Below are 25,809 nucleotides of genomic sequence, written 5' to 3' on the forward strand. Positions count from 1 at the left end.
CCATGGATAGACGTGAAAGGGTAGGCGACCCGGAGGTCGCTCTGCGTGAAGCATTCGACGGAGTGCGCGCGGGCGTCTGGACGGCATTGCCCGGCATCATCCAGTCGTTCGAGAGCGCCGCCGACCGGCCGCCGACGTGCAGCGTGCAGCCAGCGATCAAGATGCAGGTGCGCGGCATCGACGGCACGATCCAGAGCGTGGCGCTGCCGCTGCTGGTCGACTGCCCGGTCCAGTTCCCCGCCGGCGGAAATTGTACGTTGACGTTCCCGGTCAAGCAGGGCGATGAGTGCCTCGTCGTGTTCGCGTCGCGTTGCATCGACGCTTGGTGGCAGTCGGGCGGCGTACAGGAGCAGGCCGAGCTTCGCATGCACGACCTGTCGGACGGGTTCGCGCTGCTCGGCTTTCGATCGCGGCCGCGCGCGCTCGTCGGCGTGAGTGGCACCTCGACGCAGCTGCGCAGCGACGACGGCGCGACGTACATCGACCTGAATCCGACGCTGCAGAAGGTCAAGATCGTCGCGCCGGGCGGCTTCGACGTCGTCGCGCCGCTGTCGACATTCTCGGCGGCCGTGACGATCACGGGCCTGCTGACGTTCGTCGGCGGCATGGTCGGTAGCGCGGCGAGCGGCGCCGCGGCGGTATTCAACGGCATCCTGAACGTGATCGGCCAGATCACGGCGAACGGCAAGCGCGTCGACGATACGCACACGCACTCCGATCCGCAGGGCGGCAACACCGGCCCGGTCAACTGAGATTCTCATGCGATACCGAAAACTCGACGCTGACGGCGATTACGTCTTCGGCGGGGGCGCGGCCGACTTCCTCGTGAACACGCCCGAGACGGTCGCGCAGGCGGTGCTGACCCGCTTGCGCCTGTTTCGGGGCGAATGGTTCCTCGACACGACGGCCGGCATGCCGTGGGACACCGACGTGTTCGGCAAGTACACGAGCGGCAAGTATGACGCGGCGATCCGGACGTGCATTCTCGGCACGCGGGGCGTGACCGAACTCGTCAGCTACTCGAGCACAGCTGATTCCGAGACGCGCGTGCTGACCGTCACCGCGACGATCAACACCATCTACGGCACCACCACGGTACAGGCGACATTGTGACCCTCACGACTCTCGCACCCACCATCGACGCAAGCGGCATCACCGCACCGACGTACGCGGACGTCTTTGCGTTCCTGCAGGACCAGTACCGTTCGATCTATGGCGCTGACACGTATCTCGAACCAGACAGCCAGGACGGCCAATTGCTCGGCGTGTTCGCGAAGGCGATCAGCGATGTGAACGCCATCGCGATTGCGATCTACCGGTCGTTCAGCCCGGCGACGGCGCAGGACGACGCGCTGTCGAGCAACGTCAAGATCAACGGCATCGCGCGCAAGATCGCCTCGTACTCGAGCGCGGATCTGGTTCTCGTCGGGCAGGCTGGCGCGACGATCACGAATGGCGCAGCGAAGGACGCGAACGGCGTGCAGTGGATGCTGCCGGCGACGGTGACGATTCCGCCGAGCGGCACGATCACTGTCACGGCGACGTGCGCGATGATCGGCGACGTGTCAGCACGCGCCGGCACAATCAATCAGATTGCGACGCCAGCGCTTGGTTGGCAGACGGTGACGAACCCGGCGGACGCCGCCGAGGGCGCGCCGGTCGAAATGGACGCAACCCTGCGCCAGCGCCAGACGGTATCGACCGCGCTGCCGTCGCTCACGGTGCTCGACGGCATCATCGGCGCGGTGGCGAATGTCCCCGGAGTCACGCGGTACGTGGCGTATGAGAACGACACCAGCGCGACCGACGCGAACGGAATCCCGTCGCACTCGATCTCGCTCGTCATCGAGGGCGGCGACGCTACGGCGATAGCGAATGCGATCGCGGCAAAGAAGACGCCCGGCTCGGGCACGTACGGGACGACGGCGGTCATCGTCAGCGACATCTACGGCCGTCCGATCACGATCAGATTTTTCCGGCCGGCGGCGGCGCCGACTGCGGCCACCGTGACTATCAAGGCGCTCGCCGGCTACACCAGCCAGACGGGCCAGCAGATCCAGCAGGCCGTGTCGGACTACATCAACGGCGTGCAGATTGGCGGGGGCCTGTCCGGCAGCGTGGAATGGGGTGACGCCCTGAGCGCGGCGAACAGCGTCGGCGGCGGCATCACGTTCAAGCTGTCCGGACTGACGCTGACCGGGCCGCGCGGCGCCGGCGCGCCCGACGTCGCGTTGCTGTTCAACGAGGCGGCGTCGTGCACGCCCGCGAACGTGATTCTGGTGGTGAACTGATGGCCGCCTCTCTTTCCGACTACACCGCGCTGATCACGTCCGAACACCGCGACAAGCCGCGGTTCATGGCTACCGTCAGCGCGCTCGTGCAGCCGCTCGTCGAACAAATGAGCGTGCTGCAGAGCATGCCCGGCAAGTTCGACCTCGATAACGCGGTTGGCGTGCAACTGGACGACGTCGGCCTCTGGGTTGGCGTGTCGCGGAAGATTCGGACGCCACTGACCGGGATCTACTTCTCCTTCGACGTGGCCGGGCTCGGCTTCGATCAAGGCATCTGGAAGGGGCCGTTCGACCCGGACACGGGACTGACCGTCCTCGACGACGACACATACCGTCTGGTGATCCGCGCGAAGATCGGCGCAAATCACTGGGACGGAACGCTCGCGTCGAGCGCCGCGATCTTGAACAGCATCTTCGGCTCGGACACGCACGTCTTCATCGAAGACCACCAGGACATGTCGATGACGATCGGGATCGCCGGCAAGGTGCCGTCGGCCGTATTCCTCGCGCTGCTCGCCGGCGGCTACATCCCGCTGAAGCCCGAGGGCGTCCGCGTCAACTACACGATCGTCACGACGGTTGACGGATCCCCGATGTTCGGGTTCGACATGAGCAATCAGTTCGTCTCCGGCTTTGACGCCGGAGCGTGGGGCAGGCCGGTCTGAGCCGCCCAGCACATTCCTCTCCAAGGGCCGCCTTCGGGCGGCTTTTTTATTGCTCGGAGCATTGATGGCAACCAACAATTTCAAGCCGTTTGCGGCGGCCGCCGGCGCCAACGTCATGACGCAGGCCGATTACGAAGCATTGGCGGCGCTTCTGACCGGGTTCGTGAGCGGTACCGCACAGTCGCAGCAACTGAACAAGGTGTGGCGCCAGAGTTCGATCATGGCCGCCGTGCTCGCGCAGTTCATCGTCGATCGAACCGGGCAGAACGCCATCGACGACGGCACGACTGCCACGTTGCTCGCGAACTTGAAGCTGTCGGCGCCGGCATTTACTGACGTAGCCGCTAGGAGCATGGTGATGTTCACTAGCTCTGGGACGTTCACGGTACCTGTCAACATCACTCGCCTGAAGGTCACTTTGGTCGGCGGCGGCGCGTCTGGCGGCGGTTGCTTTAGTGCGAGCACCTATACGAATGCGGCGGGTGGCGGTGGCGGCGCCGGAGGGATCGCCATCGGGTGGTTTGCGGTGACTCCCGGGCAAAACATTCCCTATACGATCGGCGCCGGGGGACCGGCAGTATCGAACGGTTCCTCGTTTGGCGGCACGAGCTCAATCCCGCTGCTTGGGTTGACCGCAAACGGCGGTAATCCCTCAACACTCGCAAACAGCTCGTCTCCCGGCGGTTCCGGCGGAACAGCGACTGGCGGTCAGATCAATATTCAGGGAAGCTCCGGTACCGACGGTCAAAACGTCAGTGCGTTCGTATTCGGCGGAAAGGGCGGGGACGGGATTTTCGGTGGTGGCGGCCGTGCTGGATCTGGCGCCGGTTCAGGCGGTAGCGCGCCGGGCGCCGGTGGTGGTGGGGCCTACGATCTGAGCGCATCGAACACTGCCAAGTCGGGCGGCGCAGGTTACAGCGGGGCGGTAATTTTCGAATGGTGAACGATATGGGCGTATATGCAATCGTGCGGGACTCGGTGGTCGCAAATATTGTGGCCTGGGATGGGGACACAGAATTCTGGTCTCCGCCGGATGGTGAAACGGCTGTCGAAGTCACGACCGCGACCGGCCCGGCCACAATCCGATATACGTGGGATGGCACCGCTTTTTATCCGCCGGAGAATGGTGGGAATGATGTCTGACAAAATTACGCTTATAATCACGCGCTAAATTCATTGCCGTGCGAGGCGTCGTAATGGATACAAAAGGCCATTTGGTGAGACTTGACATATTGCGTGGAATCGGGGCAATGTTGGTGGTTTACCGACATTTCCTCGATTCCTATCTCCCATCGAATACGACGTCTCCATGGCCGCTCGGCGCCAGTATCATTGCAGAAGGCGGTGGTCTCGGTGTCTCGCTGTTTTGTGTCGTATCAGGCTTCATCTTCGAGTACATTGTGCGCGGCCAGCGGATCAAGTATTGGACGTTTTTGCAAGCTCGTGCATGGCGAATTTATCCCTTATATGTGATGGCCCTATTGTTGGGAACGTTAATCTATAAGGGAAATTACTTCAGCTTCGTTACGCAGTTGCTGTTCATGGTTCCCACGGCATCGGCTGGTCTGCTGTTCGGTCATACTTGGTCAATTGCGGTTGAGTTCCAGTTCTATCTGATCTTCCCCTTTCTCACTCTTATTTTGGCGCGTCATGGGTCACGCCAGCTTTTGATGGTGCTCGCATTCATCGTACTGCTGCGCGCTATGCTGTGGCTCAACGGATACGACGTCAACATGTTGGGGTACTGGTCGATCGGTGGACGAGTTGATCAATTTCTTCTCGGGATGTTAGCCGGTAAAGCTTACGTCAACGGTAAATCGCGGCACTTCGGCACATGGACATTGTTTATTTTCTCAATTGTGCTTCTCGCGGTTGTGACACAGTGGTTCCATTTGACCTATGGGTCGATGTTCCCGTGGGAGAAAAGGCCGATGACCAATTGGTTGTCGATCGTCTGGCCAACGGTACAAGCAGCGTGCTTCGCGATGATTGTGCTGTCATTCCTGAATCTGCCGGTAAAAATTCCCGATATTATTGAACGAGGATTGTTCTACATTGGTACGATAAGCTTTTCTATATACATCGTTCACAGAATTGTAGAGTTCTCTATTGCCGAGATACTGCATCACCGTTTTATCAACATAACGGGCGCACCAAAATTGGATGCGCTTCTTACATGCACAGTGATCGAAGTCCCGATTCTGCTCGGCGTTGCGAGTTTGGCATACTATGCAGTCGAGCTTCCATTTCAGAGTTTCAAGAAGTCCTACAAAACTGATATGGATACGAGGCGGCCAGAGCGCTCGCCCACACCAGTATCCTGACTTTTTAATGAACCGCCTTCGTGGCGGTTTTTTCGTTTACCGGGGAATCGATGAAGAACGATCTCGTAGCCAGCGCAGTGAAGGTCGCGCCGGCAGTTGGGGGCAGCTTCTGGCCGTGGCTTACCGGCCACGACATCAACTGGTGGGTAGCCGTCGCGACGATCGCGTACATCGGGCTGCAGGCGTACTACCTGGTCAAAAACAAGGGGAAGAGGGCATTGCTCGATGGCTAACGTACCGAAGAAGACACTGGCGGGTGTTGTGGGGGCTGCTGCGGCAGCCCTTCTTTTTTCCATGGTCCCGAAGTTCGAGGGGCTCGAGCTGGTCGCGCGGCCGGACCCGATCGGGATCATCACGGCCTGCAACGGCGACACGAAGGACGTGCGGGCCGGTCAGCGCTTCACGCCCGACGAGTGCCGCGCGCGCCTCGAGCAACGGCTGATCGAGCACGCCGAGCCGGTGCTCAAGTGCACGCCGGTCCTGAAGGGGCACACGTACCAGCTCGCGGCCGCGGTGAGCTTCGCCTACAACGTCGGCGCGGGCGCGTACTGCGGCAGCACGACCGCGAAGCGGTTCAACGCCGGCGACTGGAAGGGCGCGTGCCGCGCGCTGAACGAGGCGGACAACGGCCGCCCGCAGTGGGTGACGGCCGGCGGCCGCGTGCTGCCGGGTCTCGTGAAACGGCGCGCTGAAGAGCGCGCCCTATGTGAAAAGGGGCTTTGATTACTATGGTTGTCGAGCCCCGCCTTCTGGCGGCTCAACGGCGACAACGCTGCCCTTCGGCGTCTTTTTCACGATCAGATCGAGGAAGGACGCAAGCTTGCTGATTTCTAAAGCGGAATCGACGTGAAGCACAACGACACTAGGCGCATCAGGCTGCAATCCGGCATAGAGCAGTCGCTCAATGGCTTCTCCGAAGTTGATGCCGTGCTTCTCCTCATAGAGCCGAATTTCGCGCAGAAGCTTTTGCGACACGATGTCGGCGCTTGAGTTCAGAGACACATCAAGGCGTGACACGATTTCCGCGTTCATTGAGCGGCCATTTTTCTTGGCCGACTCAGCGATACGGTCGCGCATGCCATCTGGGAAGCGAAGCATGAACTTGTCCGACTCGCGACCGACAGGTCCGGTTGAAGGGGCGAGATCCGGGGGCGATTGGGGCTTTTTCATGGGGCAAAGGGTACCGTCACGGTGACTCTTTTGGAATGATGTCACGGTGACTTAAATATTGCTTGCTCGATGCGTCACCGTGACATATGATTGTTCGCATGTCACGGTGACATGAGTGAGGTGAGTATGAACCGAAATTTGTATCCGAGTCGAACCGCCGACAGCTTTATGGTGCGGTTCGACAAAGCGGGAATGAGGGACGAACTGAAAGTCATTGCGGCACGGAACCGTCGGAGCATGAACGCGGAGATAAACGCTCGGCTGGCAGCAAGTCTGGAAGCAGAAAAAGGAAAGGCCCCGAACGCGTGATCTTGGCGGATTACGTTCAGGGCCTTAGTAACCAGGGGTTTAGACCTAGTGTTTGCCAATCCACCCTACCAGGGGATAAGCATGAAAGATAATAGCACGACACCTAGCAATGACAAGGTTCAGAAATCTCGGCCGCTCGAGCGGCGGGTCGTCGACCTGTCGAGCATGATGGACAACCATCTTCGTTACATGCACGCGCTCTTCGTCGCCATCAAGGCGACGGCCGGCGAGTCCTCGAAGGTTGCCGTTGACCTCGCGGCGCTGGGTCAGTTCGTGGCGGAGAACACAGAAGATCTGCTCGATGCGGGCTGCGCGGACGTTCTTTCGGTCAGCCGGGAGGTGCACTGATGGGTGCTCTGATCTTCGGCGGCTCGGATGCCGCACTCCGAATGACCAGCCACGAAATTGCCGATCTGGTCGAGAAGCGCCACGACAACGTGAAGCGAACCATTGAATCTCTTGCAGATCGAGGGGTTATCGTCCGTCCTCAAACTGAGGATGAACCGGTCCAGGATGCGATGGGGCGTCCGCGCATCACGCAGGTCTACGTCTTTACCGGCGAACGGGGCAAGCGCGACAGCATCGTCGTCGTCGCACAGCTTTCGCCGCAGTTCACGGCCCGGCTCGTGGATCGGTGGCAGGAACTGGAAAGCGGCGCAGCTGCGTTGCCAAAGACACTGCCCGAAGCTCTTCGTCTCGCGGCCGATTTGGCCGATCAGAAGGCGAGGGCCGAAGAGGCGCTCGCGATTGCGGCACCGAAGGTGGAGACATTCGAACGAATTGCCGACGCCGAAGGCTCGATGTGCATCCGCGATGCCGCAAGCACTCTCCAGATGCAGCCGAGCAAGCTGACGGCGTGGCTGAGTGCGAATGGTTGGATCTACCATCGCGCTGGTAAGTCTGGTTGGCTCGCGTATCACGACAAGCAGCAGGCTGGCTATCTGGTTCACAAGAGCACGCCCTACACCGATCGGGTGACTGGCGACGAGCGCGTCAACGAGCAGGTGCGCATTACGATGCGTGGGCTCACGAGACTTGGAGAGCTTGTGCCGCGCGATCACGGCAGGATGCAGCGAGCATCCGGATATACCAATCGCGAGCACCGCGGCTCCGCACATCACTGATTGGTTCTGACGTTGTTACGTGGCCCCCGGCATCCCCGGGGGCTTTTTTATTGCCCGGAGGTTTTATGGATGTTGAGGAATCTCACGAAACGCGGCGCACGCTCGCCGAGGACGTCTTCTACCCCGATCACGAGCCGCGCACCGAATCGTCGACGTTCCGCGCCAGCAAGCGCGCGATGAAGGCGGCCGGCGGCTACGTCTGTGCGGTGTGCGGCGACGACCAGGCTGTCGAATCGCACCACCGGTTCTTCGAGTGGGCGTTTTCGCACGCGATCGACTGGAAGTGGATTCGCGGTGTCGCGCTCAACCAGGTCGACACGATGTTCAGCCACAAGCTTCAGCGCACCGTGCCGATCCCGCGCCAGCACCCGGTCTGGGACGTCATCAGGCTGACGCAGGGATTCGACTGGGAAGCGTTCGATCCGGCCCGGCCCGAGACGTTCGTCGACTCGACCTACAACCAACTGCTGCTGTGCGCGCTCCATCACCGGGGCAAGGATCACGGCCGGCACGAGGAAAGCGACCCGGTCTGGAGCGTGCAGGCATTCCTGCTGCCGGGATTCGTCTACTCGCCGGACGAGCTGAAGCAGCTGCACGCGAAGGAGTCGAAATGACCTGGCTCGATCCCCGTGTTTGGCTCGCCGTCATCGTGGCGGCGATCGTCGGCCTTGCCGGCGGGTATTTCAAGGGGCACGCCGACAGCGTGCGCACGGCGGCCGCCGCCGCGCAGAAGACGCAGCTCGACGCCGTCGCGGCCGCGCGCGCCGAGGAACAACGCCGCACTGCGGCTCAATCGGAGAACGCAAAAGATGCAAATCAACAACGCACGGCCGCACTCGCTGATGCTTTTGCTGCTCGTGCTGCCGCTGGCAGCCTGCAGCAGCGTGTCGACCAGCTCGTCGCAGCCGCCCGCCATCCCGCCGCTGCCGCCGGAAGCCCGGCAGCCAGCGACGCCCTCGATCTGCTTGCCGACGTGCTCGGCCGCGCTGATCAGCGCGCGGGCGAGCTGGCAGAGTACGCTGACCGGGCCCGCATCGCCGGCCAGCAGTGCGAGCGCGACTACGACGCGCTGACGGCGCCGAAGTAGGGGTGACCTGGCACTCGGGCGCGGGCTAGTTGATCGGCTCGACGTAGAACCCGCGCGCCGTCAGGTCCATCTTCGCGTCGCTGAACGCGTCGAAAATGTCGTACCCGCATTCGACGTAGGTGATCGTGGAGTCGAAGTCGAGATCCTCGATCTTCTTCTTCCACGTGAGCGGCAAGTCGGTCGAATGCCCCGGATCGAAGTGAACGACGGACAAGTACGGTGGACGAATGCCGCGAGGCGGCACCGCCGTGCGTAGTACGAGTTCGACGTTAACTACGACGTGGTTTTCTGGGATGCGGTCTGCGTAACGCAGCAGGTACGTCCGCAGCGAATGGCCGTCCTTGCGGTCTTGCGCCGAGGCGAACCCAAACCAGTCGTCGTCGGAATCGCTAAATTCTTCCTGAATCGTGCGCATGTCGATCTCCAGTGCGACGAGTATCCAGAATGCCACAGGTGCATCAACAGTTCATCCGTGCCCGTCGCAACTCCTCGCGAAGCATGTGGTAGAGCTTCCGAAATGGCCCAAACGGACCGTCCAGGTCGCCACGGTTTGACGTCGCGCGTTCGGTCGATTCCCACCAGTCCATGACCTTCTCGAGAGACTTTCGCAGGGTCACGATCTCGAGGATCAGGCGCCGGACCTCGGGATCACGGTTGGTGCGCCAGAGGTCACGCAACTCCGATTCGGTCGGGGCAATGAAGTCCGGCATCGGCACGTGGCGGCGGCAGGGCACCTTGAGCGGCACTACATTGCGATCGACCTTCGTTTCTTCGAGTGCGCGGACGTCAGACTCGTCAGGGAATTGCCAGGTCAGCGACTGAAATTCAGCTCGGGTGACGGGGAGGTACGTGCGCCGGCGTTCCCCGGATTCGAGATCCGTGTACTCCCAGATGTAGGCCCAGCGCGGTTTCATGATGCGGTGTGGTGCTGTATGGATGTACAGTGTATCGCGGGGTAAGATAGGACCGTCAAGACCGAAAATTGGGGACGGCCATGTGCACCAACTACGTCGCGCCGGGCGAAGATCCGGGTCTGAGCGAGCTGAAGATCAACAGCTTCCGCGACCTGTACCGCTGGACGCCGTGGAAGCCCGAGATCTACCAGGACTACGACGCGCCGATCGTCGCGAGCATTGACGGGCAGTTCAAGCCCCTGATCGCCGGTTTCGGCTTCTGGCCGCGCGCGCTGCAGAAGGCGAACGTCGAAAAGGCGAAGGAGCAGGGTAAGAAGCCGCCGATCATGCGCAGCACGATGAACGTGCGCGACGACAACCTCGGGAAGTCGCCGCTGTACGCGCCGGCGTGGCGCGCGGGACGCCGCTGCCTGATTCCGGCGAAATGGATCTACGAGCCGAACTGGGAGACGGGGAAGCACATCCGTTACCGGATTGGCTTGGCCGGCTGGCGGCCGCTATGCGTCGCCGGAATTTGGCGCACGCTGCAGCGCCCGGACGGCACCGAGCAGCACACCATGGCGATGATCACGGTCAACGGCGACGAGCACCCGATCATGAAGCACATGCACCGGCCCGGCGACGAGAAGCGGTCGGTCGTGATCCTGCGGCCGGACGACTGGGAGGAGTGGCTGACGACTTCGAACGTCGAGGCGGCGCGCGCGATGCTGCAGCTCTATCCGGCTGACGAAATGGCGGCGGAGCCGGCGGCCTCGGAATGAGGGAATTTCCCTGGAAGATGGGTGAATTAGCCGCCGCCACACAAGGCTGAGCGAGTACCACATATTCCAGTGTTCTCGCGTAACTTATTGATTTTTCGTGTTTTTGTATAAGGATTGTGATTCCTGTCGTCGTGGGTTCGAGTCCCATCAGCCACCCCAACGAATTCAAGCAAAAAGCCCGGTTCATTGAACCGGGCTTTTTGCTTTCTGGCGTTCGGACACAGCCACGGTGTGTTTTGGTCACGGCGTCTTTAACGGAATGGCACACCGTATTCAATGAATCAACCGTGATGCCATCTCGGCTTCGCGCTTCAAAAGAACAATTGCATAAAGCGCGCGGCGCGACAGCAACATCAAGCGCATGGAGGGAGAGCCACCCTATGCCCGAGAGAATCGAATGCCGTAGCGATGAATTCGAGGGTTACGAAATCATCGTCGAGTCCGTGCAGGTGTCGAAATCGGGCGTGCGATCGTGCGTGGTATCGACCGATAGCCCCGCTTGTCCGGCATCTCCGATGTGAATGACGGAGAGGGCGACGAGGCCCCCGGGTGTGCTTCGTATCGCGTTTCCGTGTAGTTGCGCTGACAACCTTCGTATCAGGTTTGTCCGCGACGCTTCTTTCCCCCTAAGGTTCCCCCGCGCCGTGCCGTTATCTTGCCTGGACAGCCCTCGTGCCTCGAATGCTGATCCGTTTTCTTGCCTGCTCGCGCAAAACGCGAGCAGGTTTTTTTCGTTTACGACCGCTCGCAACCGGCTGATTGGCAGAATCGCACAGGGCCTTGGCGTAAACCGACAAAGCGCAACAGTCTTACATACGTGTAATGTGTGACCTTCCTCGTGCCCTCATGCTTTGCAGGGCCGTTCGATCCCGACGACCGGAGAAGGTGTCGAGATTTTTTTGCCCGCGTGCCGATCTTCCGACGACGAGCCCCTGCGAAATGCATCCCGCAGAAGCGCGGTATATTTTGCGAAGACACATGCCGATCAAGAGAACGAGCACACGGAGTTGCCACCGATGCCGGAAACCCGGACCACACTGCGCGCCGCGACGGCGCACGACGCGAGCCACATTGCTCGCCTGCACACGCTGAGCTGGCAAACCGCCTATAGCCACATCCTTCCGGCGGCCTATCTGTCCGACGAGGTGCCGACGGAGCACGCGGTCCGGTGGCGCAAGTATCTCGATCGCAACCAGAGCGAATGGGGCCTCGTGCTGATCGCCGAGTCGAACGGCGAGCCGGTGGGCTTCGCCAGCGCCGAACGCCCCGTCGATCCGGCGCTTGGTGTGCTGCTTGACTGCCTGCACGTTCACCCTTCGCATCACGGCAGCGGCACGGGCAAGCGCATGATCGAAGCCGTGCGCGCATGGGCCCGGTCGATCGGCGTGGACAAGGTCCATCTGCAAGTGCTGGAGGGCAACGTGCGTGCGATCGGGTTCTACGAACACAACGGCTGGCAATTGGCCGGTGTCGAAACGAGCCGCATCGGCCGGACGGAAGTCACCGACCGGATTTACGCGATCCAGGCTTGAACGCTTGCCGGCATCGGCGCGCGGCGCACGCGCGTGCAACCGCGGCCGGCCGCTACGGCATCGCGGCCGGTGAAAGCCGAATGGACTGTGCCATTACTCTCCGCAATACCGGAGAAGCAAATCGGCTTCGGTCTCGTGGATTTCGACGGGCAAGATCGTCGCGCCGGCATAGGCGAGATAGCGCGCGCGATGCTGGCCGTTACGGAACGATGCGACGCCGATTTTCGACAGGCCGGGAATGCCGAGCAACGTTCGTGTTCTCGTCTCGCGAAACGTGATGAACGGCATGTCCGGAATCCGGTCCTGGTTCGGATCGAGGAATTCGCGAATACCCGCGGCCTTTCCAGGCGCCCAGTACTGAACCGAGGGCAGCACATAGTCGGTGGTGTCGCGGTCGGCGCAGGTCAGCAGCTTCTTCAGGTCGATCGTCACGACCCGATGTCGAGAGTCGTCGGACGAAAATACCCGCTTGAGGTGCGTGTAAGCATAGGGAGCGTGCCCGGGAAGCTGGACGATCCAGACATCTACGCCGCCTTGTCGTGCATGAGCGAGCGTCATTATTTCCTCTGGTGGCGCAAGCGGTCTTTGTGACTCGAGTTTAGCAGCGCGGACAGCTGCACTGCACGCCGATACCAAAAACAGGAAAGCGAGCGACTTACAGCTTAACCGGCAAAAAATGAGACCGGTCATACGTTGACGGTTCATATCGACAGGCCGCGAGAATATCGCGATACTGCCAGCGAGAATGAAACCCTGCGCGAAATTCACGCAAGATTCACACGGTGTTGCGAAGCACGTCGGGCGCCGGGCATCATGAAAATTGAGAAGGCACGTTGAGCGGAGAAACCATGTCGTGGAAACTCGAGATCGAATATCTCGATTACTGCTTCACGGCAACGCTCGAAATCACGGCGTCCGGCCGTACCGCCGTTGTCGACAGGCGGCTCGAATCCGACGTGTGAAGCAAGGCGCTCGCGCGGATCGTATTCGATCGTTTTCTGGAGCGAAGCGATTTCGCCGATGAGGAGGACGCGCGCGCCAATATCGTCGACTGGCTGGAGCGGCTTGCCGATCCAAGGCCCGTCGCATCAACCGAGATTGCGAAGTCGAGCGCGGTGGCAACCGGCGCAGTGGCGGCAGATGCGTCGACAGCCGGCATCGCCCCCCACGCCGCTAGTGAAATCATCTGCAATCTCGACTGGATCGAAATGGTTGGCGACTGGTTTTCCAATGGCTCGTTGTAGCAACGAACTCGTATTTTCGTGATGCAGATCATTGTGCGCAAGAAATTCCGCGTGAAAAAAATGACGCGGAAATCGTATCGCACGAAAAAATAGAATAATCCTGCTTTGACAATATCCGCGACTTACCGGAAACTGCGCCCGGGTATGAAAAATCGACTTGAATTAAAAAGAAATAAAACGCTGGAATGAAAAGGCGGGCGCTGTTGCCGGGCTCTTCGTCAACGATGCCGGCAGGCAATGCGCCGCGCTTGAATCATGACGGTATTCGCCGGCAGGCGAGCATGCCGGTGCCGTCACGTTGTCACCAAAGGGTGAGTTGCCGCACAGACCGCCGCGCGACCCGCGGTCACAATTTGACCGGTTGACCGTTCTTCCCCGGCCCGGTCAACCATTTCCCCGCTCGCTCGCGCAGGAGCGGGGGCTTTTTGCCCCCCGACGCCGGAAGGCTGCGTCGGTGGAACCGGACAGGCGTTCGGCGGGCTGTGCGACGGCACTCGTGCGCATCCCGACATCCGTTCGCCCGATCCGTACGAATTGCTTTCCTCGTGCCTGAGCGAACCCTCAGGCCCATCGCCGGTTTTTGCCGGCGATGCCTTGATCCCGGCGGCGCGCAACAACGCTGCCGGGATGTTTTTTTGCGTCGCCTGCGTGACGTCACATCGCGCCACGGGCATGGCGCTCCGCTCAGCCCGCCTGTTCGACGCTCGTTTCCCATCCATCGTAGTTGCCGCCGAGTGCGCGCACTTCGCGATTGAGCGCGATCGTATGGCGCGTGATGTCGGCGAGCGCCGTCGTGCCTTCGTGCGAAAACCGCACCGCCGACTTGCCGTCTTCGGTCGGCGCGACCGATTCGACCGGATAGCCTTTCGCTTCGGCCCAGTCCGCGAACTGGTGTGCGTCGCTCGGGTCGGGGAAGTACGCCCAGTGCATCACGCGCCGGCTCACGTCGGGGACGTCGCCTTGCTGCCGCAGCGCATCCAGCGTGCGCATGTCGCGCATGATCTGCCAGTCGTCGTCTGTCGGGTAAAGCGTCTGCCAGTATGTCGTCTTGTCCGGGTCGTCCTGATGGGCGTACTGAAGCGCATAGGTCGTCTGGTCGGCCAGCGAGTCGACGATCTCCGCGGCCGCCTCTTCGTCGAACGGCACGTAGAAAAGAAAATCCTGGTTGCCGTCGACGGTGATGCGGCCGACCTGCACGCCGCCTTTCGCGGTGATCGCGGCATCGAGCAGAGCCTCGATCTTTGCGAGATCGGCGTATTCGTCGCCGGTCGGCAGACCTTCGGGCGACGGATGCGCAAAGGGGATGCGCACGCTGAGCACCGACGTGCGCGGATCGCCATCCGCGATTTCCGCGAAGCCGTGGTTGAAGCTGATGAAAGCCTGATGGTCGCCCATTCTGGCAGGGAAGGTTCCCCAGGCGTCGCTCATGTGTTTCTCCCGTACACGATTGTCTGTTGACGGTTGCAAAGCGTCTCAATGTATCATCGAAAATCGCGTTGGCCGGAGCCGCGCACGTGATCGCGGGCCGTGCGCGCCGCGCAGGCGAGGTCCGGGCTGTTCGCCGCTCGCCGCATGCATGCGGCAGGCCGCAAAAATTCAAGGGAGATGCCGATGTCGACGTTTGCGGTGAATGGTGTCCGAATCGATCCGCTCAGCGCGCGCGTGACGCACGTGCGCTGGGCGGCCGTGAACCCGGCCGATCGCTCGTGGGCGGCGGCGCCCAGCGAGGCCCCGGTGGCGGACGTGGCGCGCGCGCTGGCGTCCGGTGGCGATGTCCGCGCGATCTTCTCGGCATCGGACACCACCGCAATCGGCCCCAGGCTGAAGCGCGTGCTGTATCGCGATGCGTCGGAAGGCATCGAGCTAGACATCGATGCAACGAGCGAGTCGCGCACATTGCGCGATCTGCCGCAAATCTGACTACGACCCGGTACCCCAACGAATCGCGCGAGCGCGTCCATGACCCTACCCAGAACCGCCATCGCCCCGCTGGCATTCGCGCTTTGTTTGGTGCTTGCCGCCTGTCAGACCGCGTCCGGGCCGACGCCCGTGCAACCGTCGCCCGAGACCGCGTCGGCGACCGTTCCCGCGTCTTCGCCGCCGGCCGCGCCGATTCGCGGCATGGGGCTCGCGCCTCGTCTGGCTGGGCAGAGCCACTGGGCCGTCGGTCAATGCACGACCAACGGTACCGTCAAGGTATGCAATTGACCGACGTCGGCGCAATGGCGCGTGATTCGCGCAAACGGGATCGGAGTCCCGACATGCCGCCCGAGTCGATGGACCGGCGGGCGTCGACACGAGCAGGCGTGCAATGAACGAACGCGAAACGACGAATTCCGGCTGGCACGTCGATCCCGTCGCGGGAACGGTCGCCGGCTCGTTGCCGGTCACGCTGGCAGTCGACGGCCGAAGCCTGAAAAGCAGGGCGGTCGTGTGTGCGGGGCTGGCCGCGGCGAGCCTGTGCGGTTATGTGGCCGCCCCGACGCTCTGGCCGGTGGCGGCGCTGGCCGCGTTGCTGGGGTTGTCCAGTGCCGCATTGTTCGTTTCGTCGCGGCGCAAGATGGCGCTGCAGGTCGACGAGACGGGCTTCCGGCTGATCGGTTCCGCCCGCGAAAAACCTGTCACGCCGTGGCGTGACGTCACGGAATTCCGGATCGTCCGCGTCGCCGGTAATCATTACATCGGCTACCAGTTCTCCGCACATTCGTCGCGCACGAAGGTGCCGGGTGGTGTGATGCTGCCGATCGCCCGGTTTGCCGATCTTCCGCTCGACGCGGTGGCCGAGTTGCTGGAGGCCTGCCGCCGCCAGTTCGGCCTGCCGGACGAACCGGCTGACCGAACGGGCTGACGAGGCCCGGGGGGCGCTCGGTGCACCCAGTGGCTCAACCAAACAAAAAATCTCGTGTGTCGTGTCGATTTCCGCGGGAGTCGTCCGTCGTAGCATCGGAGGCGTGCGCATCGCGCGTCCGTCCCGATTTTCGATACGACAACCGACTGAAGGAGCGACACCATGCCCACGTCCGTCAAGCCGATCCCGGAAGGGATGCGCACGCTGACCCCGCATCTGATCTGCGCGGGCGCAACCGCAGCCATCGACTTCTACAAGCGCGCATTCAACGCGACCGAACGGTTTCGCCTCGCGATGCCCGACGGCCGGCTCGCGCATGCGTGCCTTGCGATCGGCGATTCGACGCTGATGCTGGTGGATGAAATGCCCGAACACGGTGCGATGGGCCCGAAGGCGCTGAAAGGCACGCCCGTCTGCCTGCACCTGTACGTGCCGGACACCGATGCGGCGATCGCGAAGGCGGTCGCGGCCGGCGCGACGATCACGATTCCGGCCGCCGACATGTTCTGGGGCGATCGTTACGGGCAGGTCGAGGATCCGTTCGGGCATCGCTGGTCGCTGGCGACCCATCAGCGCGACCTGACACCCGAGCAGATCGCGGACGCAATGGCTAGCGCGCCGCCTTGCGGAAGCTGAACCGACGTCACTGCACGACCGCGGCCGAGCGGCGGCGCGGCGGCCTGGTTGCGCCGCGGCGGCGCGGCGCGTCCGCGGTCATGCGCCGGCCGTCTTGCCGCGCAGCTTGTGTTCGTACATCCGGTGATCGGCCGAGGCGAGCAGGTCGGCGACGGTGCGATGGCGTGCGGGATCGTACGCAACGTGCCCGACGCTGAAACGGATCGCGTAGCCGCGTGAGTCGGCTGCATTGCGCTGCGCGAGCGCCTGCGTCACGCGTTCGATGGGCTGGGCGACGTCGGACGGATCGGTGGCGCTCAACAGCGCGACGAACTCGTCGCCGCCGAGCCGCGCGATGACGTCGCTGTCGCGCAGCGCGTCTGTCAACGTTTCGGCGAACGCCTTCAGCGCGCGATCGCCTTCGGCATGGCCGAAGCGGTCGTTGATCGCCTTGAAATCGTTCAGGTCGAAGAACAGCAGCACGGCGTGGCGGCCGACGCGATCGCACAGGCTCAGAACATGGCGGGCGAGAATCTCGAAGCCGCGCCGGTTCGTCAACTGCGTGAGTTCGTCGGTGGTCGCGAAATGCAGCGCGGCGATCTCGCGCTCGGTCATGTGGGCGAGATCGCCGAGGAGTGCGAGTTCGTCGGGTTCGAGCGAGCGCGGCCGCGTGTCGATCAGGCATAGCGTGCCGATGGGGGCGCCGTTCGGTGCGGCGAGCGGCCGGCCGGCGTAGAAGCGGATGCCGGGCGCGCCGGTGACGAGCGGGTTGTCGTGGAAGCGATCGTCGTTCAGTGCATCCTGGATCACCATCGTATCGCCCGCGAGCAGTGCGTGCGCGCAGAACGACACGTCGCGCGGCGTCTGCGTGGCGTCGAGTCCCGCACGACTCTTGAACCACTGGCGGTTCTCGTCGACGAGGCTCACGAGGGCGATCGGTACGTCGAACAGCCGTCGCGCGAGACGCGTCAGGCGATCGAAGCGCTCTTCAGGTGGCGTATCGAGGATCGAGAGCGAACGAAGCGTATCGAGCCGGGCCGCCTCGTCGGTCGGTGTCGGTGCGATTTGCATGGGCCTTGCCTCTTGTCCCGGCCGTTGGGCCGTCATGGGTCGTACGTTGAACAGTATCGCGCATTCCTCGATGCATCGCCACGCTTCATGTCTCGCGGCTGCGGTGAGGGGGCTCGGGAGGGTCGGCGAAGATGCCGTGAGAAGCGGGTGTCATCGCACCGTGTTTCGTTCCGATGCGGAATCGCACAGGCGATACCTCAAGGTGCGCGTCGCCATGCCGTAAATAGGACGAGTCCAATCGTTCATCACATCCCATCGCACCATGGTTCGAATTCTGTACGCGGGCTATCTCGCGTTTGCGCTGTATCTCCTTTACCCGCTGGTTCAGAACACGCTGATGTTCAGCACCGATTGCGTGAGCAGCGTGCTGCCTATGGGCGATCACGGCTTGTCGGCGAATCCGGCAAGCGGTGCGGACGGGCACGCGAACCACTGTATGTCGGGCGCGCATGCCGGCGCAGCGATCGGGCGGGTGCCTGAAATCCATTGAACGCGGCGGCGTCGCTCGTGAGGGGCGCTTCGCGAATCGGCATGCTGGCCATTTGGCCGAATTGAACATCGCGCCATGCTCGCCGATCATCTGCAACACGGCGGCAAAAAATGCGAGCGGTCGAGCGCGGGGCGAAAGCGCGTGTCGCGCGTCAGTAGCTGGAGCGGTACGGCGTGCCCTGGTCGAAGCGGCTTTGCCAGTGCGTGAGGTAGCGCGACGCGAGTTGCGGATTGTTCCAGACCACGACGACGTTCTCGGAGTTGCGGCTGGCCGCCGACGCACTGTAGTTGAACGAACCCGTTTCGACGTGCTCGGCGTCGATCACGAGGTACTTGTCGTGATGGATTGCATAGGCGTCGATCGTGCGCGTCGGGATGCCCGCGTTGACGAGCAGGTTCAGTGCCTGCTTGCTGCTCTTCGCGCGGTTGCCCTTGTCGTCGACGACCACGGCGACATTGACGCCGCGGCGCTTGGCGGCAAGCAGCGCGCGCGCGACGGGCGGCGACGTGAACGAGTAGGCGGCGACCCGGATCGAGCTGCGCGCCGCGCCGATCGCTTTCAGCACGAGCGCCTCGGCGCCGCCGTCGGGCGAGAATGCCGATTCGACGACCTGGGTCGCGGGTGCTTCGTGAGTGGGGGCCGGCAACCATCGCGACACGAGATCGATCGCTTGCTGGAGCAGCGATTCGCTTTGCGTCTTGCCGAAGGCGGCGAAGGGTGTAGCGAGCAGGGAAGCGGCGAGACAGGCGGCGGCGAGGCGATTGCGCGACAACATCTTGGACAGCGAATAATTTCGAGACAGCGGGCCGTGAGTGTAACGCACGCGTGGCGGCCCGGTCACGTGCGGATGCGAAGCGATGGTGCGCGCGATGATCGGCAGGGGTGGTGGGGGGACGCAAAGTTGCGTTGTCCAGCTCGTGGGTGCGAGCGGGGTGGTCAACGGATAGCGGATAGCAGATAGGGCCGGCGATGGCATGCGATTGCGTTCGCCGCTGCAGGGCACGCGAGTGCGAGCAATGCGTGCGCCCGGTCGAGCGGACGGGGACTCGATGCGGCTTGTCGCCGAAGCGCACGTGCGACGGGTGCGTCAGCCAGACATTCGCGCGCAGCGCATCGTCAATCCGTCTCTGCAGACGCCCCCGCTTCGTCGGTCGCGATCCATCCGGGCCCAGGCTCTGGCTGCACGTCGCGTGCGTCGAGCGGTTCGCCACAGGCCGAGCATACGGTCACCGCGTGCATCAACTGCCCGCAGGTCCGGTGGCGCAATTGCAACGGCGGCCCCTGGCCGTCGTCCTTCCAGCGATCGCCCCACGCCATCAGCGCGAGCAGCGCCGGGTAGAGGTCGAGGCCCTTTTGCGTCAGTCGGTATTCGAAGCGCGGCGGGCGTTCCTGATACGCGCGCTTGACGAGCACGCCTTCGTCGACGAGCCGCGCGAGCCGTTCGGCCAGCACGTGGCGCGTCAGGCCAAGCTGGGCCTGGAACGCATCGAAGCGGCGGCAGCCGAGGAAGGCGTTGCGCAGGATCAGCATGGTCCAGCGGTCGCCGAGCACGGCGAGCGTGCGTGCGACCGAACAGTTCAGCGTGCCGATGTCGTCCCATTTCATCGTCGAGTCTCTTGCCTCTTGCGGCGGTCTTGCGGCGGTTCAGCGAAATAGCGGGTTCGATTATAGAACCCACCTTCGGTCGCAACACGCTCAGCCGCGTTGACAACGGCCGGTATCGTTGACAATAATGAGTTCCAATTTAGAACTTACTCGCGCGGCGACGCGCTTTCAACCCGGAGACAACCCGATGAATCCGCTTTCCCTGTCTGGCCTCGATCTGCTGCGTGCCGCCGTGTCGGGCGACGCGCCCCTTGCGTCGATTTCCGAAACGATCCCGATGCGTCCGCTCGACGTCGAGCTCGGTTACGTGAAGTTTTCGGCGCGGGCGGACGGTCGGCACCTGAATCCGCTGGGCGGCGTGCACGGCGGGTTCGCCGCGACGGTGCTCGATTCGGTCACCGGGTGCGCAGTGCATTCGATGCTGGACGCGGGCGTCGGTTACGGCACCGTCGATCTGCACGTGAAGATGCTGCGGCCCGTGCCGCGCGACGTCGACCTGATCGCGGAAGGGCGCGTGATTCACCTCTCGCGTTCGCTGGGCGTCGCGGAGGGCACGCTGAAGACGCCGGACGACAAGATCGTCGCGCACGCGTCGGCGACCTGCTTCATCCAGCGGCCGCAGTGACGCAAGGCGGCAGCACCGTCGTCCGAGCAGGCGCGTGACCGCGGGGGCAGCCGCAAGGCACGCTCGTAAGCGTGCGCGGCGCCCGCCTGAAGCAATCGCCTCGATGTGATAGCGTTCCTGCTTTCCACCGACGCGACAGGAACAGCATGGAATACCGCACACTCGGCGACTCGGGCATCCAGGTCAGCGTGATCGGTCTCGGCACGATGACGTGGGGCGAGCAGAATTCGGAGCGCGACGCGCACGAGCAGATCGACTACGCGCTCGGGCAGGGCGTGACGCTGATCGACGCCGCGGAGATGTATCCGGTGCCGCCGAAGCCCGACACGCAGGGCCGCACCGAGCAATACATCGGCACCTGGATCGCGCAGCATCGCGCGCAGCGCGACCGCATCGTGCTCGCGACGAAGATCGCTGGGCCGGCGCGGCAGCCGCACAATCCGCGCCATATTCGCGGTGAGGGCAACCAGTTCGACCGCAAGAACCTGACCGAAGCGCTCGACGGCAGCCTCAAACGCCTGCAGACCGACTACGTCGATCTCTACCAACTCCACTGGCCCGACCGCAGCACGACCACGTTCGGCCGACCCGCGTATCCGTGGGTCGACGACGCGTACACGGTGCCGATCGAGGAAACGCTCGGCGTGCTCGCGGAATTCGTGAAGGCCGGCAAGGTGCGCGCGATCGGCGTGTCGAACGAAACGCCGTGGGGTGTCGCGCAGTTCCTGCGCGCGGCCGAGCGGCTGGGGCTGCCGCGCATCGCGAGCATCCAGAATCCGTACAGCCTGCTGAACCGCACGTTCGAAAACGGGCTGTCGGAATTCACGCATCGCGACGGCGTCGGCCTGCTCGCGTATTCGCCGCTCGCGTTCGGCTGGCTGTCCGGCAAGTACGAGAACGGCGCGCGTCCGGCCGGCGCGCGCATCACGCTGTTCGAGCGCTTCCAGCGCTACAGCAAGCCGCAGGCCGTCGAGGCGACGTCGCGTTACGTGGCGCTCGCGCAGCGTCACGGGCTGTCGCCCGCGCAACTGGCGCTCGCGTTCGTCAACAGCCGCCCGTTCGTGCGCAGCAATCTGGTCGGCGCGACGTCGCTCGAGCAGTTGAAGGAGAACATCGGCAGCATCGATGTGACGCTGTCCGACGAGATCCTCGCCGAAATCGACGCATTGCACGAACGGCAGCCGAATCCGGCGCCGTAAACGGCGCGCGACCCGCGCGGCAGCGATGCCGCGACGGGCCGCGTCGGCGGCGCATTGCCGCGCCGTCGCTTCCCGCGTCAGCGCATCTTCAGCCGCGTGCGCGCGACGAACAGCGCGGCGAGGCTCAGCAGCGCACATCCGATCAGATAGAGCGCCGGCGACAGCCGGTTGCCGGTCGTGCTGATCAGCCAGGTGATGACGAACGGCGCGAAGCCGCCGAACAGCGTGACGCCTGTGTTGTAGCTGACCGCGAGCCCGGTGGCGCGTGTCTGCGACGGGAACAGTTCGGCCATCAGCGCCGGCAGCGCGCCGCAATACATCGCCTTCAGCGCGCCGATCCAGACCAGTGCGGCAAGCATCGTCGCGAACGACGCGTGGCGTGTGAGCCATGCGAACGTCGGCCACACGGTCAGGAGCATCAGCACGGCCGCGACCGCCATCATGCGGATCCGCCCGGTGCGGTCGGACAGATGGCCGACGACCGGCGTGACGAGCGTCAGCACGAAGCCGGTCGCGAGCGTCGCCGCGAATCCCGTCGATGCCGGCAGCCCGAGCTGCTTGATCGCGTAGGTCGGCATGTACAGGATCATGTAGTTGATCGCGGTTGAAATCACGAGCACGCCGGTCGACAGCAGCAGTCGCATCTTCTGGTCCGCGAACAGCTCGCGCACCGGCGCTTCGGAGCGTGCCTGCGTCTTGAACTCGACGCCTTCGTCGACGTAGCGGCGGATGTACAGCCCGACCGGGCCGATCGCGAGGCCGAACAGGAACGGCACGCGCCAGCCCCAGCTTTCGAGTTGCGCGGAGCTCAGCGTGGCCGTCAGCAGCGCGCCGAAGCCCGACGCGAGCAACGTCGCGAGGCCCTGGCTCGCGAACTGCCAGCTCGACATGAAGCCGCGCCGCTGCGGCGCATGCTCGACGAGAAACGCGGTCGAACTCGCGAATTCGCCGCCCGCGGAAAAGCCCTGCATCAGCCGCGACAGCATGATCCCGAGCGGCGCCAGAATGCCGATCGACGCGTAGGTCGGCATCAGCGCGATCAACAGCGTGCCGGCCATCATCATCGCGATCGACAGCAGCAGCGATGCCTTGCGGCCCGCGCGGTCCGCGTACGCGCCGAGCACGAAGCCGCCGATCGGCCGGATCAGGTAGGACAGCCCGAACGTGCCGAGCGTCAGCATCAGCGACGTCGCTTCGCTCGTGGCAGGGAAGAACAGCTTGGCGATCGTGACCGCGAAGAAGCCGTAGACGATCAGGTCGAACCATTCGAGCGCGTTGCCGATCGACGCCGCGAAGATGATGCGCCGGATCTTCGCGGCGCTGGGGCGCGCGGCGTCCTGCGAGGTCAGGGTGGTCGTATTCATCGTGTGTGCAGTCCCGTGAAAGGGGCGAAGCGCGTTACAGGGCGGCGCCGGCCGCGGCGGATGCCGCGCGGCGAACGGGCGGCGCGTCGTCGCCGAGATCCCAGAAGAGGCCGGCCATCATCTGCAGCCCCTCGCTGACGACGCTGGCGAGCAGGTGCTCGTCGGGTGCGTGCTGCGAGCACGCCGGGTACGAGTGCGGCACCCACAGCGTCGGCAGCCCGAGCGTGTCGGCGAACACCTCGTTCGGCAGCGTGCCGCCGAGATTCGGCAGGATCGCGGGCTTCTTGCCGGTGGTGCGCGCGAGCGACGCGACGGCCCAGCGGACCCACGGATCGTCCGGCGGCACGCGCGTCGCCGGTGCGCCGCGTTCGACGTCTATCTCGATGTCGGCGAAGCCGTGCGCATCGAGATGCGCACGCAGGTGCGCAGGCAGCGCTTCCCAGTCGGTGCCGACGACGAAGCGCAACTGGCAATGCGCATACGCGACGGGCGGGATCGCGTTGACGGGATGCTCCGGGTTGCCGGCCTTGAACGCGAGAATCTCGAACGTGTTCCAGCCGAATACGCGCTCGGCGGCGGACAGGCCGGGCTCGCCCCAGTCGGCGTCGAGCGCCGGATCGCCGGGGCCGCCGCCGACCGAAAGATCGACGAGCGCGTCGCGCACCGCGGCCGGGATCTGCGGCGGGCGCAGCCCCGCGACGCGAATCGCGCCGCGCGCGTCGACGAGGCTCGCGAGCGCATGGGCGAGCACGATCGCCGGGTTGCGCAGCAGTCCGCCCCAGTTGCCGGAATGGTGGGCGCCGTCGCGGGCGCGCAGGCTCAGCTTGAAGTTGACCGCGCCGCGCGAGCCGAGGAAGACCGTCGGGCGCGCGGCGGCGACGCGCGGGCCGTCCGACGCGATCAGCACGTCGGCCGCGAGCGCGTCGCGCTCCTGGCGGCACAGCGCGTCGAGGCCCGGCGACCCGGTTTCCTCGCCCATCTCGATCAGCAGCTTCGCGTTGAAGCCGAGCCGGCCGCCGCGCGCATCGAGCACGCTCGCCAGCGCGGCCAGGTTGATCGTGTGCTGCCCCTTGTTGTCGGCGCTGCCGCGGCCGTACCAGCGGTCGCCCTCGGCCGTCAGCGTCCACGGCGACAGCGGCGCGCGCCACTGCGCGTCGTAGCCGCGCACGACGTCGCCGTGGCCGTAGATCAGCACGGTCGGCAGCGCGTCGTCTTCGTGGCGCGACGCGAGCAGGAACGGCCCGCCGCCGTCGACGGGATTCTCGACGATGCGCGACGTGAAGCCGAGGCCGGCGGCCTCGGGCGCGATCTCGTCGGTCAGATAGGCGCGCAGCGCGGCGTCGCTGCCCCTTTCCTGGCTTTCGGTGCGCAGGCCGACGCGGCGGCTCAAGGTAGTGAAGAACGCGCCGGATTCGAACTGGTTCAGTGCATGCTGGATGGCGGCGTTGCGGCTCAAATCGTGTCTCCTCTGATGGTTCGCTGCGCGCGGGCCGTGCCCGCAACGTGAAGTGCGATCGATTCTAGAAAGCCGGTTTTTTTGTCACAATGATCGAATTTCGAACCTTTCTTTGCCGAAAAGGCAAAGCAGCGCGGCCGGATGGGGCGGAGACAGAACGATGGCGGCTTTCCTGCATGGTCTGGCGTTGCGATATTTCGTCGAGGTGGCGCGTACCGGCTCGATCAGCGATGCGTCCGCGCGGCTGCACGTGGCCGTGTCGGCGATCAGCCGCCAGATCGCGAAGCTGGAGAGCGAACTCGGCGCGCCGCTGTTCGAGCGGCGGCCGCGCGGAATGGCGCTGTCGGAGGCCGGCGAGCGGCTGCTGGCATTCGCGCAGCGCAGCCTGCTGGAGGCCGAACACGTGATGAAGGACATCGGCGGGCTCGACGCGCTGCACGGCAGCCTGCTGAAGATCGCGTGCTCGGAAGGATTCGCGATCGATTTCCTGCCCGGCGTGCTCGCGAGCTTCAAGGCGCGCCACCCGGGCGTCGATTTCACCGTATGGGTCGTGTCGCCGGCGGACGCGACCCGGCGCGTGCGCGACGGCGATGCGGACATCGCATTGACCTTCAGCCTCGCGCCGGAGAAGGGCGTGCGCGTCGACCACACCGAGCGCGCGCCGGTCTTCGCGCTGGTCCGGCACGATCATCCGCTCGCGGCGCGCGACGCGGTGTCGCTTGCCGATGTCGCGCGGCACGCGCACGTGCTGCCTGAAGCCGGCACGACGGTGCGCCAGTTGATCGACATCGCGTGCGCGCTCGACGGGTTGCTGCTCGAGCCCGAACTGACGAGCAACAACACCGCGGCGATGTACGGCTACGCGCGGCGCACGGGCGCGGTGATGTTCACCGGGCTGTTGTCGGTGCGCGATCGCTCCGATGCGGACGGCTTCGTCGTCGTGCCCCTGACGAACCCGCAATTGCGCGAACGCAGCATCCAGGTGCAGACGATGGCGGGACGCGATCTGCCCGCGTCGGTGCGCGCGTTCCGCGACCACCTGATCGACGCGATGCAGGCCGCCTCGCCGCCGCCGACTGCCGCGCGACGCCCGGGACGCCGGCCCGTGAGATAAT

The 25,809-nt window shown here is 64.1% G+C and carries 34 protein-coding genes; 23 read left to right on the plus strand and 11 right to left on the minus strand.

Going from position 1 to position 25,809, the window contains the following annotated elements:
• The first annotated feature begins 2 nt into the window (after positions 1-2).
• From CFB46_RS12225 to CFB46_RS12260, 8 genes are all read left to right on the plus strand, one after another.
• Positions 3-752 carry a Gp138 family membrane-puncturing spike protein gene (locus CFB46_RS12225; protein ID WP_089500101.1) on the plus strand — a complete coding sequence of 250 codons (750 nt, stop codon included), beginning with the start codon at positions 3-5 and terminating at the stop codon, positions 750-752.
• 7 nt (positions 753-759) lie between these two features.
• Positions 760-1,113 (plus strand): hypothetical protein, encoded by a 354-nt coding sequence (locus CFB46_RS12230; protein ID WP_089500102.1) that lies wholly within the window; start codon positions 760-762, stop codon positions 1,111-1,113.
• The gene (locus tag CFB46_RS12235; protein WP_089500103.1) at positions 1,110-2,291 is read left to right on the plus strand and encodes a baseplate J/gp47 family protein; all 1,182 of its coding nucleotides are present in this window, start codon (positions 1,110-1,112) and stop codon (positions 2,289-2,291) included. Before CFB46_RS12230 ends, CFB46_RS12235 begins: the two co-directional genes overlap by 4 nt.
• The gene (locus tag CFB46_RS12240; protein ID WP_089500104.1) at positions 2,291-2,956 is read left to right on the plus strand and encodes a DUF2612 domain-containing protein; all 666 of its coding nucleotides are present in this window, start codon (positions 2,291-2,293) and stop codon (positions 2,954-2,956) included. The genes CFB46_RS12235 and CFB46_RS12240 overlap by 1 nt, the downstream gene beginning before the upstream one ends.
• Before the next feature lie 64 nt (positions 2,957-3,020).
• A complete protein-coding gene (locus tag CFB46_RS36380; RefSeq protein WP_227789498.1) occupies positions 3,021-3,899 on the plus strand; it encodes a glycine-rich domain-containing protein in 879 nt (292 codons plus the stop codon).
• Positions 3,900-4,152: 253 nt separating this feature from the next.
• Positions 4,153-5,280: an acyltransferase family protein gene (locus tag CFB46_RS12250; RefSeq protein WP_089500105.1), complete on the plus strand. Its 1,128-nt coding sequence runs from the start codon at positions 4,153-4,155 to the stop codon at positions 5,278-5,280.
• A 50-nt stretch (positions 5,281-5,330) separates the two neighbouring features.
• Complete coding sequence (locus CFB46_RS12255) at positions 5,331-5,513, plus strand: hypothetical protein (RefSeq protein WP_060010129.1); 183 nt, start codon at positions 5,331-5,333, stop codon at positions 5,511-5,513.
• The gene (locus tag CFB46_RS12260) at positions 5,506-6,003 is read left to right on the plus strand and encodes a lysozyme (protein ID WP_089500106.1); all 498 of its coding nucleotides are present in this window, start codon (positions 5,506-5,508) and stop codon (positions 6,001-6,003) included. Before CFB46_RS12255 ends, CFB46_RS12260 begins: the two co-directional genes overlap by 8 nt.
• A gap of 3 nt (positions 6,004-6,006) precedes the next feature.
• On the opposite strand, the gene CFB46_RS36240 is transcribed toward CFB46_RS12260, so the two are convergent.
• On the minus strand, positions 6,007-6,450 hold the full coding sequence (locus CFB46_RS36240) for an Arc family DNA-binding protein (RefSeq protein ID WP_218827926.1): 444 nt from the start codon (positions 6,448-6,450) through the stop codon (positions 6,007-6,009).
• 126 nt (positions 6,451-6,576) lie between these two features.
• Between CFB46_RS36240 and CFB46_RS36865 the strand changes: the two genes are divergently transcribed.
• The 5 genes from CFB46_RS36865 (at position 6,577) to CFB46_RS12290 (ending at position 8,970) form a co-directional block, all read left to right on the plus strand.
• Positions 6,577-6,759, plus strand: a complete 183-nt coding sequence (locus tag CFB46_RS36865; protein WP_168799550.1) for an Arc family DNA-binding protein — start codon at positions 6,577-6,579, stop codon at positions 6,757-6,759.
• Positions 6,760-6,840: 81 nt separating this feature from the next.
• Positions 6,841-7,107 (plus strand): hypothetical protein, encoded by a 267-nt coding sequence (locus CFB46_RS12275; RefSeq protein WP_089500108.1) that lies wholly within the window; start codon positions 6,841-6,843, stop codon positions 7,105-7,107.
• Positions 7,107-7,883 (plus strand): phage antirepressor KilAC domain-containing protein, encoded by a 777-nt coding sequence (locus CFB46_RS12280; RefSeq protein ID WP_089500109.1) that lies wholly within the window; start codon positions 7,107-7,109, stop codon positions 7,881-7,883. Before CFB46_RS12275 ends, CFB46_RS12280 begins: the two co-directional genes overlap by 1 nt.
• Before the next feature lie 65 nt (positions 7,884-7,948).
• Positions 7,949-8,497, plus strand: coding sequence for a hypothetical protein (locus CFB46_RS12285; RefSeq protein ID WP_089500110.1), 549 nt, complete (start codon positions 7,949-7,951; stop codon positions 8,495-8,497).
• On the plus strand, positions 8,494-8,970 hold the full coding sequence (locus tag CFB46_RS12290; RefSeq protein ID WP_089500111.1) for a DUF2514 family protein: 477 nt from the start codon (positions 8,494-8,496) through the stop codon (positions 8,968-8,970). The genes CFB46_RS12285 and CFB46_RS12290 overlap by 4 nt, the downstream gene beginning before the upstream one ends.
• A gap of 25 nt (positions 8,971-8,995) precedes the next feature.
• Here the strand turns inward: CFB46_RS12290 and CFB46_RS12295 are convergent, their stop codons facing one another.
• Together CFB46_RS12295 and CFB46_RS36385 are read right to left on the minus strand one after the other, a co-directional pair.
• A complete protein-coding gene (locus CFB46_RS12295) occupies positions 8,996-9,385 on the minus strand; it encodes a hypothetical protein (protein WP_143751615.1) in 390 nt (129 codons plus the stop codon).
• Between the two features lie 43 nt (positions 9,386-9,428).
• The gene (locus tag CFB46_RS36385) at positions 9,429-9,884 is read right to left on the minus strand and encodes a hypothetical protein (protein ID WP_227789497.1); all 456 of its coding nucleotides are present in this window, start codon (positions 9,882-9,884) and stop codon (positions 9,429-9,431) included.
• An 80-nt stretch (positions 9,885-9,964) separates the two neighbouring features.
• Here CFB46_RS36385 and CFB46_RS12305 point away from each other — a divergent pair, with 80 nt between their 5' ends.
• Together CFB46_RS12305 and CFB46_RS12310 are read left to right on the plus strand one after the other, a co-directional pair.
• A complete protein-coding gene (locus tag CFB46_RS12305) occupies positions 9,965-10,645 on the plus strand; it encodes an SOS response-associated peptidase family protein (protein ID WP_089500113.1) in 681 nt (226 codons plus the stop codon).
• Between the two features lie 1,016 nt (positions 10,646-11,661).
• Positions 11,662-12,177 carry a GNAT family N-acetyltransferase gene (locus CFB46_RS12310; protein WP_089500114.1) on the plus strand — a complete coding sequence of 172 codons (516 nt, stop codon included), beginning with the start codon at positions 11,662-11,664 and terminating at the stop codon, positions 12,175-12,177.
• A 93-nt stretch (positions 12,178-12,270) separates the two neighbouring features.
• Here the strand turns inward: CFB46_RS12310 and CFB46_RS12315 are convergent, their stop codons facing one another.
• The 3 genes from CFB46_RS12315 to CFB46_RS12325 all read right to left on the minus strand — a co-directional run bounded on the left by CFB46_RS12315 (position 12,271) and on the right by CFB46_RS12325 (position 14,849).
• The gene (locus CFB46_RS12315; RefSeq protein ID WP_027784357.1) at positions 12,271-12,735 is read right to left on the minus strand and encodes a plasmid fertility inhibition factor family protein; all 465 of its coding nucleotides are present in this window, start codon (positions 12,733-12,735) and stop codon (positions 12,271-12,273) included.
• A 322-nt stretch (positions 12,736-13,057) separates the two neighbouring features.
• Positions 13,058-13,453, minus strand: coding sequence for a hypothetical protein (locus tag CFB46_RS35885; protein ID WP_179235065.1), 396 nt, complete (start codon positions 13,451-13,453; stop codon positions 13,058-13,060).
• A 652-nt stretch (positions 13,454-14,105) separates the two neighbouring features.
• Positions 14,106-14,849 (minus strand): DUF695 domain-containing protein, encoded by a 744-nt coding sequence (locus CFB46_RS12325; RefSeq protein WP_089500115.1) that lies wholly within the window; start codon positions 14,847-14,849, stop codon positions 14,106-14,108.
• Positions 14,850-15,032: 183 nt separating this feature from the next.
• Here CFB46_RS12325 and CFB46_RS12330 point away from each other — a divergent pair, with 183 nt between their 5' ends.
• The 4 genes from CFB46_RS12330 (at position 15,033) to CFB46_RS12345 (ending at position 16,905) form a co-directional block, all read left to right on the plus strand.
• The gene (locus CFB46_RS12330; RefSeq protein ID WP_027784360.1) at positions 15,033-15,341 is read left to right on the plus strand and encodes a hypothetical protein; all 309 of its coding nucleotides are present in this window, start codon (positions 15,033-15,035) and stop codon (positions 15,339-15,341) included.
• A 39-nt stretch (positions 15,342-15,380) separates the two neighbouring features.
• Positions 15,381-15,629 carry a hypothetical protein gene (locus CFB46_RS36750; protein WP_089500116.1) on the plus strand — a complete coding sequence of 83 codons (249 nt, stop codon included), beginning with the start codon at positions 15,381-15,383 and terminating at the stop codon, positions 15,627-15,629.
• A gap of 103 nt (positions 15,630-15,732) precedes the next feature.
• Positions 15,733-16,269: a hypothetical protein gene (locus CFB46_RS12340; RefSeq protein WP_027784361.1), complete on the plus strand. Its 537-nt coding sequence runs from the start codon at positions 15,733-15,735 to the stop codon at positions 16,267-16,269.
• 162 nt (positions 16,270-16,431) lie between these two features.
• Entirely contained in the window at positions 16,432-16,905 is a 474-nt protein-coding gene (locus CFB46_RS12345; RefSeq protein WP_027784362.1) for a VOC family protein, read from the plus strand.
• 78 nt (positions 16,906-16,983) lie between these two features.
• On the opposite strand, the gene CFB46_RS12350 is transcribed toward CFB46_RS12345, so the two are convergent.
• On the minus strand, positions 16,984-17,955 hold the full coding sequence (locus CFB46_RS12350) for a GGDEF domain-containing protein (RefSeq protein ID WP_089500117.1): 972 nt from the start codon (positions 17,953-17,955) through the stop codon (positions 16,984-16,986).
• 262 nt (positions 17,956-18,217) lie between these two features.
• Here CFB46_RS12350 and CFB46_RS12355 point away from each other — a divergent pair, with 262 nt between their 5' ends.
• Positions 18,218-18,445 carry a hypothetical protein gene (locus tag CFB46_RS12355; protein WP_089500118.1) on the plus strand — a complete coding sequence of 76 codons (228 nt, stop codon included), beginning with the start codon at positions 18,218-18,220 and terminating at the stop codon, positions 18,443-18,445.
• Positions 18,446-18,596: 151 nt separating this feature from the next.
• On the opposite strand, the gene CFB46_RS12360 is transcribed toward CFB46_RS12355, so the two are convergent.
• Both CFB46_RS12360 and CFB46_RS12365 read right to left on the minus strand, forming a co-directional pair.
• Positions 18,597-19,220 (minus strand): phospholipase D family nuclease, encoded by a 624-nt coding sequence (locus CFB46_RS12360; protein ID WP_027784365.1) that lies wholly within the window; start codon positions 19,218-19,220, stop codon positions 18,597-18,599.
• A gap of 341 nt (positions 19,221-19,561) precedes the next feature.
• A complete protein-coding gene (locus tag CFB46_RS12365) occupies positions 19,562-20,050 on the minus strand; it encodes a winged helix-turn-helix transcriptional regulator (RefSeq protein ID WP_027784366.1) in 489 nt (162 codons plus the stop codon).
• Positions 20,051-20,237: 187 nt separating this feature from the next.
• On the opposite strand from CFB46_RS12365, the gene CFB46_RS12370 reads away from it, so the two are divergent.
• The gene (locus CFB46_RS12370; RefSeq protein ID WP_006484216.1) at positions 20,238-20,675 is read left to right on the plus strand and encodes a PaaI family thioesterase; all 438 of its coding nucleotides are present in this window, start codon (positions 20,238-20,240) and stop codon (positions 20,673-20,675) included.
• A 146-nt stretch (positions 20,676-20,821) separates the two neighbouring features.
• Positions 20,822-21,874, plus strand: coding sequence for an NADP(H)-dependent aldo-keto reductase (locus tag CFB46_RS12375; RefSeq protein ID WP_089500119.1), 1,053 nt, complete (start codon positions 20,822-20,824; stop codon positions 21,872-21,874).
• Positions 21,875-21,951: 77 nt separating this feature from the next.
• Here CFB46_RS12375 and CFB46_RS12380 read toward each other — a convergent pair whose 3' ends face one another.
• Both CFB46_RS12380 and CFB46_RS12385 read right to left on the minus strand, forming a co-directional pair.
• Entirely contained in the window at positions 21,952-23,238 is a 1,287-nt protein-coding gene (locus CFB46_RS12380) for an MFS transporter (protein ID WP_089500120.1), read from the minus strand.
• A 34-nt stretch (positions 23,239-23,272) separates the two neighbouring features.
• Complete coding sequence (locus CFB46_RS12385) at positions 23,273-24,694, minus strand: M20 family metallopeptidase (RefSeq protein ID WP_089500121.1); 1,422 nt, start codon at positions 24,692-24,694, stop codon at positions 23,273-23,275.
• A gap of 160 nt (positions 24,695-24,854) precedes the next feature.
• Here CFB46_RS12385 and CFB46_RS12390 point away from each other — a divergent pair, with 160 nt between their 5' ends.
• Entirely contained in the window at positions 24,855-25,808 is a 954-nt protein-coding gene (locus CFB46_RS12390; RefSeq protein ID WP_089500122.1) for a LysR substrate-binding domain-containing protein, read from the plus strand.
• Position 25,809 lies beyond the last annotated feature (1 nt).

Origin of the sequence: Burkholderia sp. HI2761, assembly GCF_002223355.1 — a bacterium.
Classification (GTDB): Bacteria; Pseudomonadota; Gammaproteobacteria; order Burkholderiales; family Burkholderiaceae; genus Burkholderia.

Coding starts and splice junctions, on each gene's coding strand:
- CFB46_RS12225 (WP_089500101.1), top strand. CDS start 3: ATGGATAGACGTGAAAGGGTAGGCGACCCGGAGGTCGCTCTGCGTGAA.
- CFB46_RS12230 (WP_089500102.1), top strand. CDS start 760: ATGCGATACCGAAAACTCGACGCTGACGGCGATTACGTCTTCGGCGGG.
- CFB46_RS12240 (WP_089500104.1), top strand. CDS start 2,291: ATGGCCGCCTCTCTTTCCGACTACACCGCGCTGATCACGTCCGAACAC.
- CFB46_RS36380 (WP_227789498.1), top strand. CDS start 3,021: ATGGCAACCAACAATTTCAAGCCGTTTGCGGCGGCCGCCGGCGCCAAC.
- CFB46_RS12250 (WP_089500105.1), top strand. CDS start 4,153: ATGGATACAAAAGGCCATTTGGTGAGACTTGACATATTGCGTGGAATC.
- CFB46_RS12255 (WP_060010129.1), top strand. CDS start 5,331: ATGAAGAACGATCTCGTAGCCAGCGCAGTGAAGGTCGCGCCGGCAGTT.
- CFB46_RS12260 (WP_089500106.1), top strand. CDS start 5,506: ATGGCTAACGTACCGAAGAAGACACTGGCGGGTGTTGTGGGGGCTGCT.
- CFB46_RS36240 (WP_218827926.1), bottom strand. CDS start 6,450: ATGAAAAAGCCCCAATCGCCCCCGGATCTCGCCCCTTCAACCGGACCT.
- CFB46_RS36865 (WP_168799550.1), top strand. CDS start 6,577: ATGAACCGAAATTTGTATCCGAGTCGAACCGCCGACAGCTTTATGGTG.
- CFB46_RS12275 (WP_089500108.1), top strand. CDS start 6,841: ATGAAAGATAATAGCACGACACCTAGCAATGACAAGGTTCAGAAATCT.
- CFB46_RS12280 (WP_089500109.1), top strand. CDS start 7,107: ATGGGTGCTCTGATCTTCGGCGGCTCGGATGCCGCACTCCGAATGACC.
- CFB46_RS12285 (WP_089500110.1), top strand. CDS start 7,949: ATGGATGTTGAGGAATCTCACGAAACGCGGCGCACGCTCGCCGAGGAC.
- CFB46_RS12290 (WP_089500111.1), top strand. CDS start 8,494: ATGACCTGGCTCGATCCCCGTGTTTGGCTCGCCGTCATCGTGGCGGCG.
- CFB46_RS12295 (WP_143751615.1), bottom strand. CDS start 9,385: ATGCGCACGATTCAGGAAGAATTTAGCGATTCCGACGACGACTGGTTT.
- CFB46_RS36385 (WP_227789497.1), bottom strand. CDS start 9,884: ATGAAACCGCGCTGGGCCTACATCTGGGAGTACACGGATCTCGAATCC.
- CFB46_RS12305 (WP_089500113.1), top strand. CDS start 9,965: ATGTGCACCAACTACGTCGCGCCGGGCGAAGATCCGGGTCTGAGCGAG.
- CFB46_RS12310 (WP_089500114.1), top strand. CDS start 11,662: ATGCCGGAAACCCGGACCACACTGCGCGCCGCGACGGCGCACGACGCG.
- CFB46_RS12315 (WP_027784357.1), bottom strand. CDS start 12,735: ATGACGCTCGCTCATGCACGACAAGGCGGCGTAGATGTCTGGATCGTC.
- CFB46_RS35885 (WP_179235065.1), bottom strand. CDS start 13,453: ATGATCTGCATCACGAAAATACGAGTTCGTTGCTACAACGAGCCATTG.
- CFB46_RS12325 (WP_089500115.1), bottom strand. CDS start 14,849: ATGAGCGACGCCTGGGGAACCTTCCCTGCCAGAATGGGCGACCATCAG.
- CFB46_RS12330 (WP_027784360.1), top strand. CDS start 15,033: ATGTCGACGTTTGCGGTGAATGGTGTCCGAATCGATCCGCTCAGCGCG.
- CFB46_RS36750 (WP_089500116.1), top strand. CDS start 15,381: ATGACCCTACCCAGAACCGCCATCGCCCCGCTGGCATTCGCGCTTTGT.
- CFB46_RS12340 (WP_027784361.1), top strand. CDS start 15,733: ATGAACGAACGCGAAACGACGAATTCCGGCTGGCACGTCGATCCCGTC.
- CFB46_RS12345 (WP_027784362.1), top strand. CDS start 16,432: ATGCCCACGTCCGTCAAGCCGATCCCGGAAGGGATGCGCACGCTGACC.
- CFB46_RS12350 (WP_089500117.1), bottom strand. CDS start 17,955: ATGCAAATCGCACCGACACCGACCGACGAGGCGGCCCGGCTCGATACG.
- CFB46_RS12355 (WP_089500118.1), top strand. CDS start 18,218: ATGGTTCGAATTCTGTACGCGGGCTATCTCGCGTTTGCGCTGTATCTC.
- CFB46_RS12360 (WP_027784365.1), bottom strand. CDS start 19,220: ATGTTGTCGCGCAATCGCCTCGCCGCCGCCTGTCTCGCCGCTTCCCTG.
- CFB46_RS12365 (WP_027784366.1), bottom strand. CDS start 20,050: ATGAAATGGGACGACATCGGCACGCTGAACTGTTCGGTCGCACGCACG.
- CFB46_RS12370 (WP_006484216.1), top strand. CDS start 20,238: ATGAATCCGCTTTCCCTGTCTGGCCTCGATCTGCTGCGTGCCGCCGTG.
- CFB46_RS12375 (WP_089500119.1), top strand. CDS start 20,822: ATGGAATACCGCACACTCGGCGACTCGGGCATCCAGGTCAGCGTGATC.
- CFB46_RS12380 (WP_089500120.1), bottom strand. CDS start 23,238: ATGAATACGACCACCCTGACCTCGCAGGACGCCGCGCGCCCCAGCGCC.
- CFB46_RS12390 (WP_089500122.1), top strand. CDS start 24,855: ATGGCGGCTTTCCTGCATGGTCTGGCGTTGCGATATTTCGTCGAGGTG.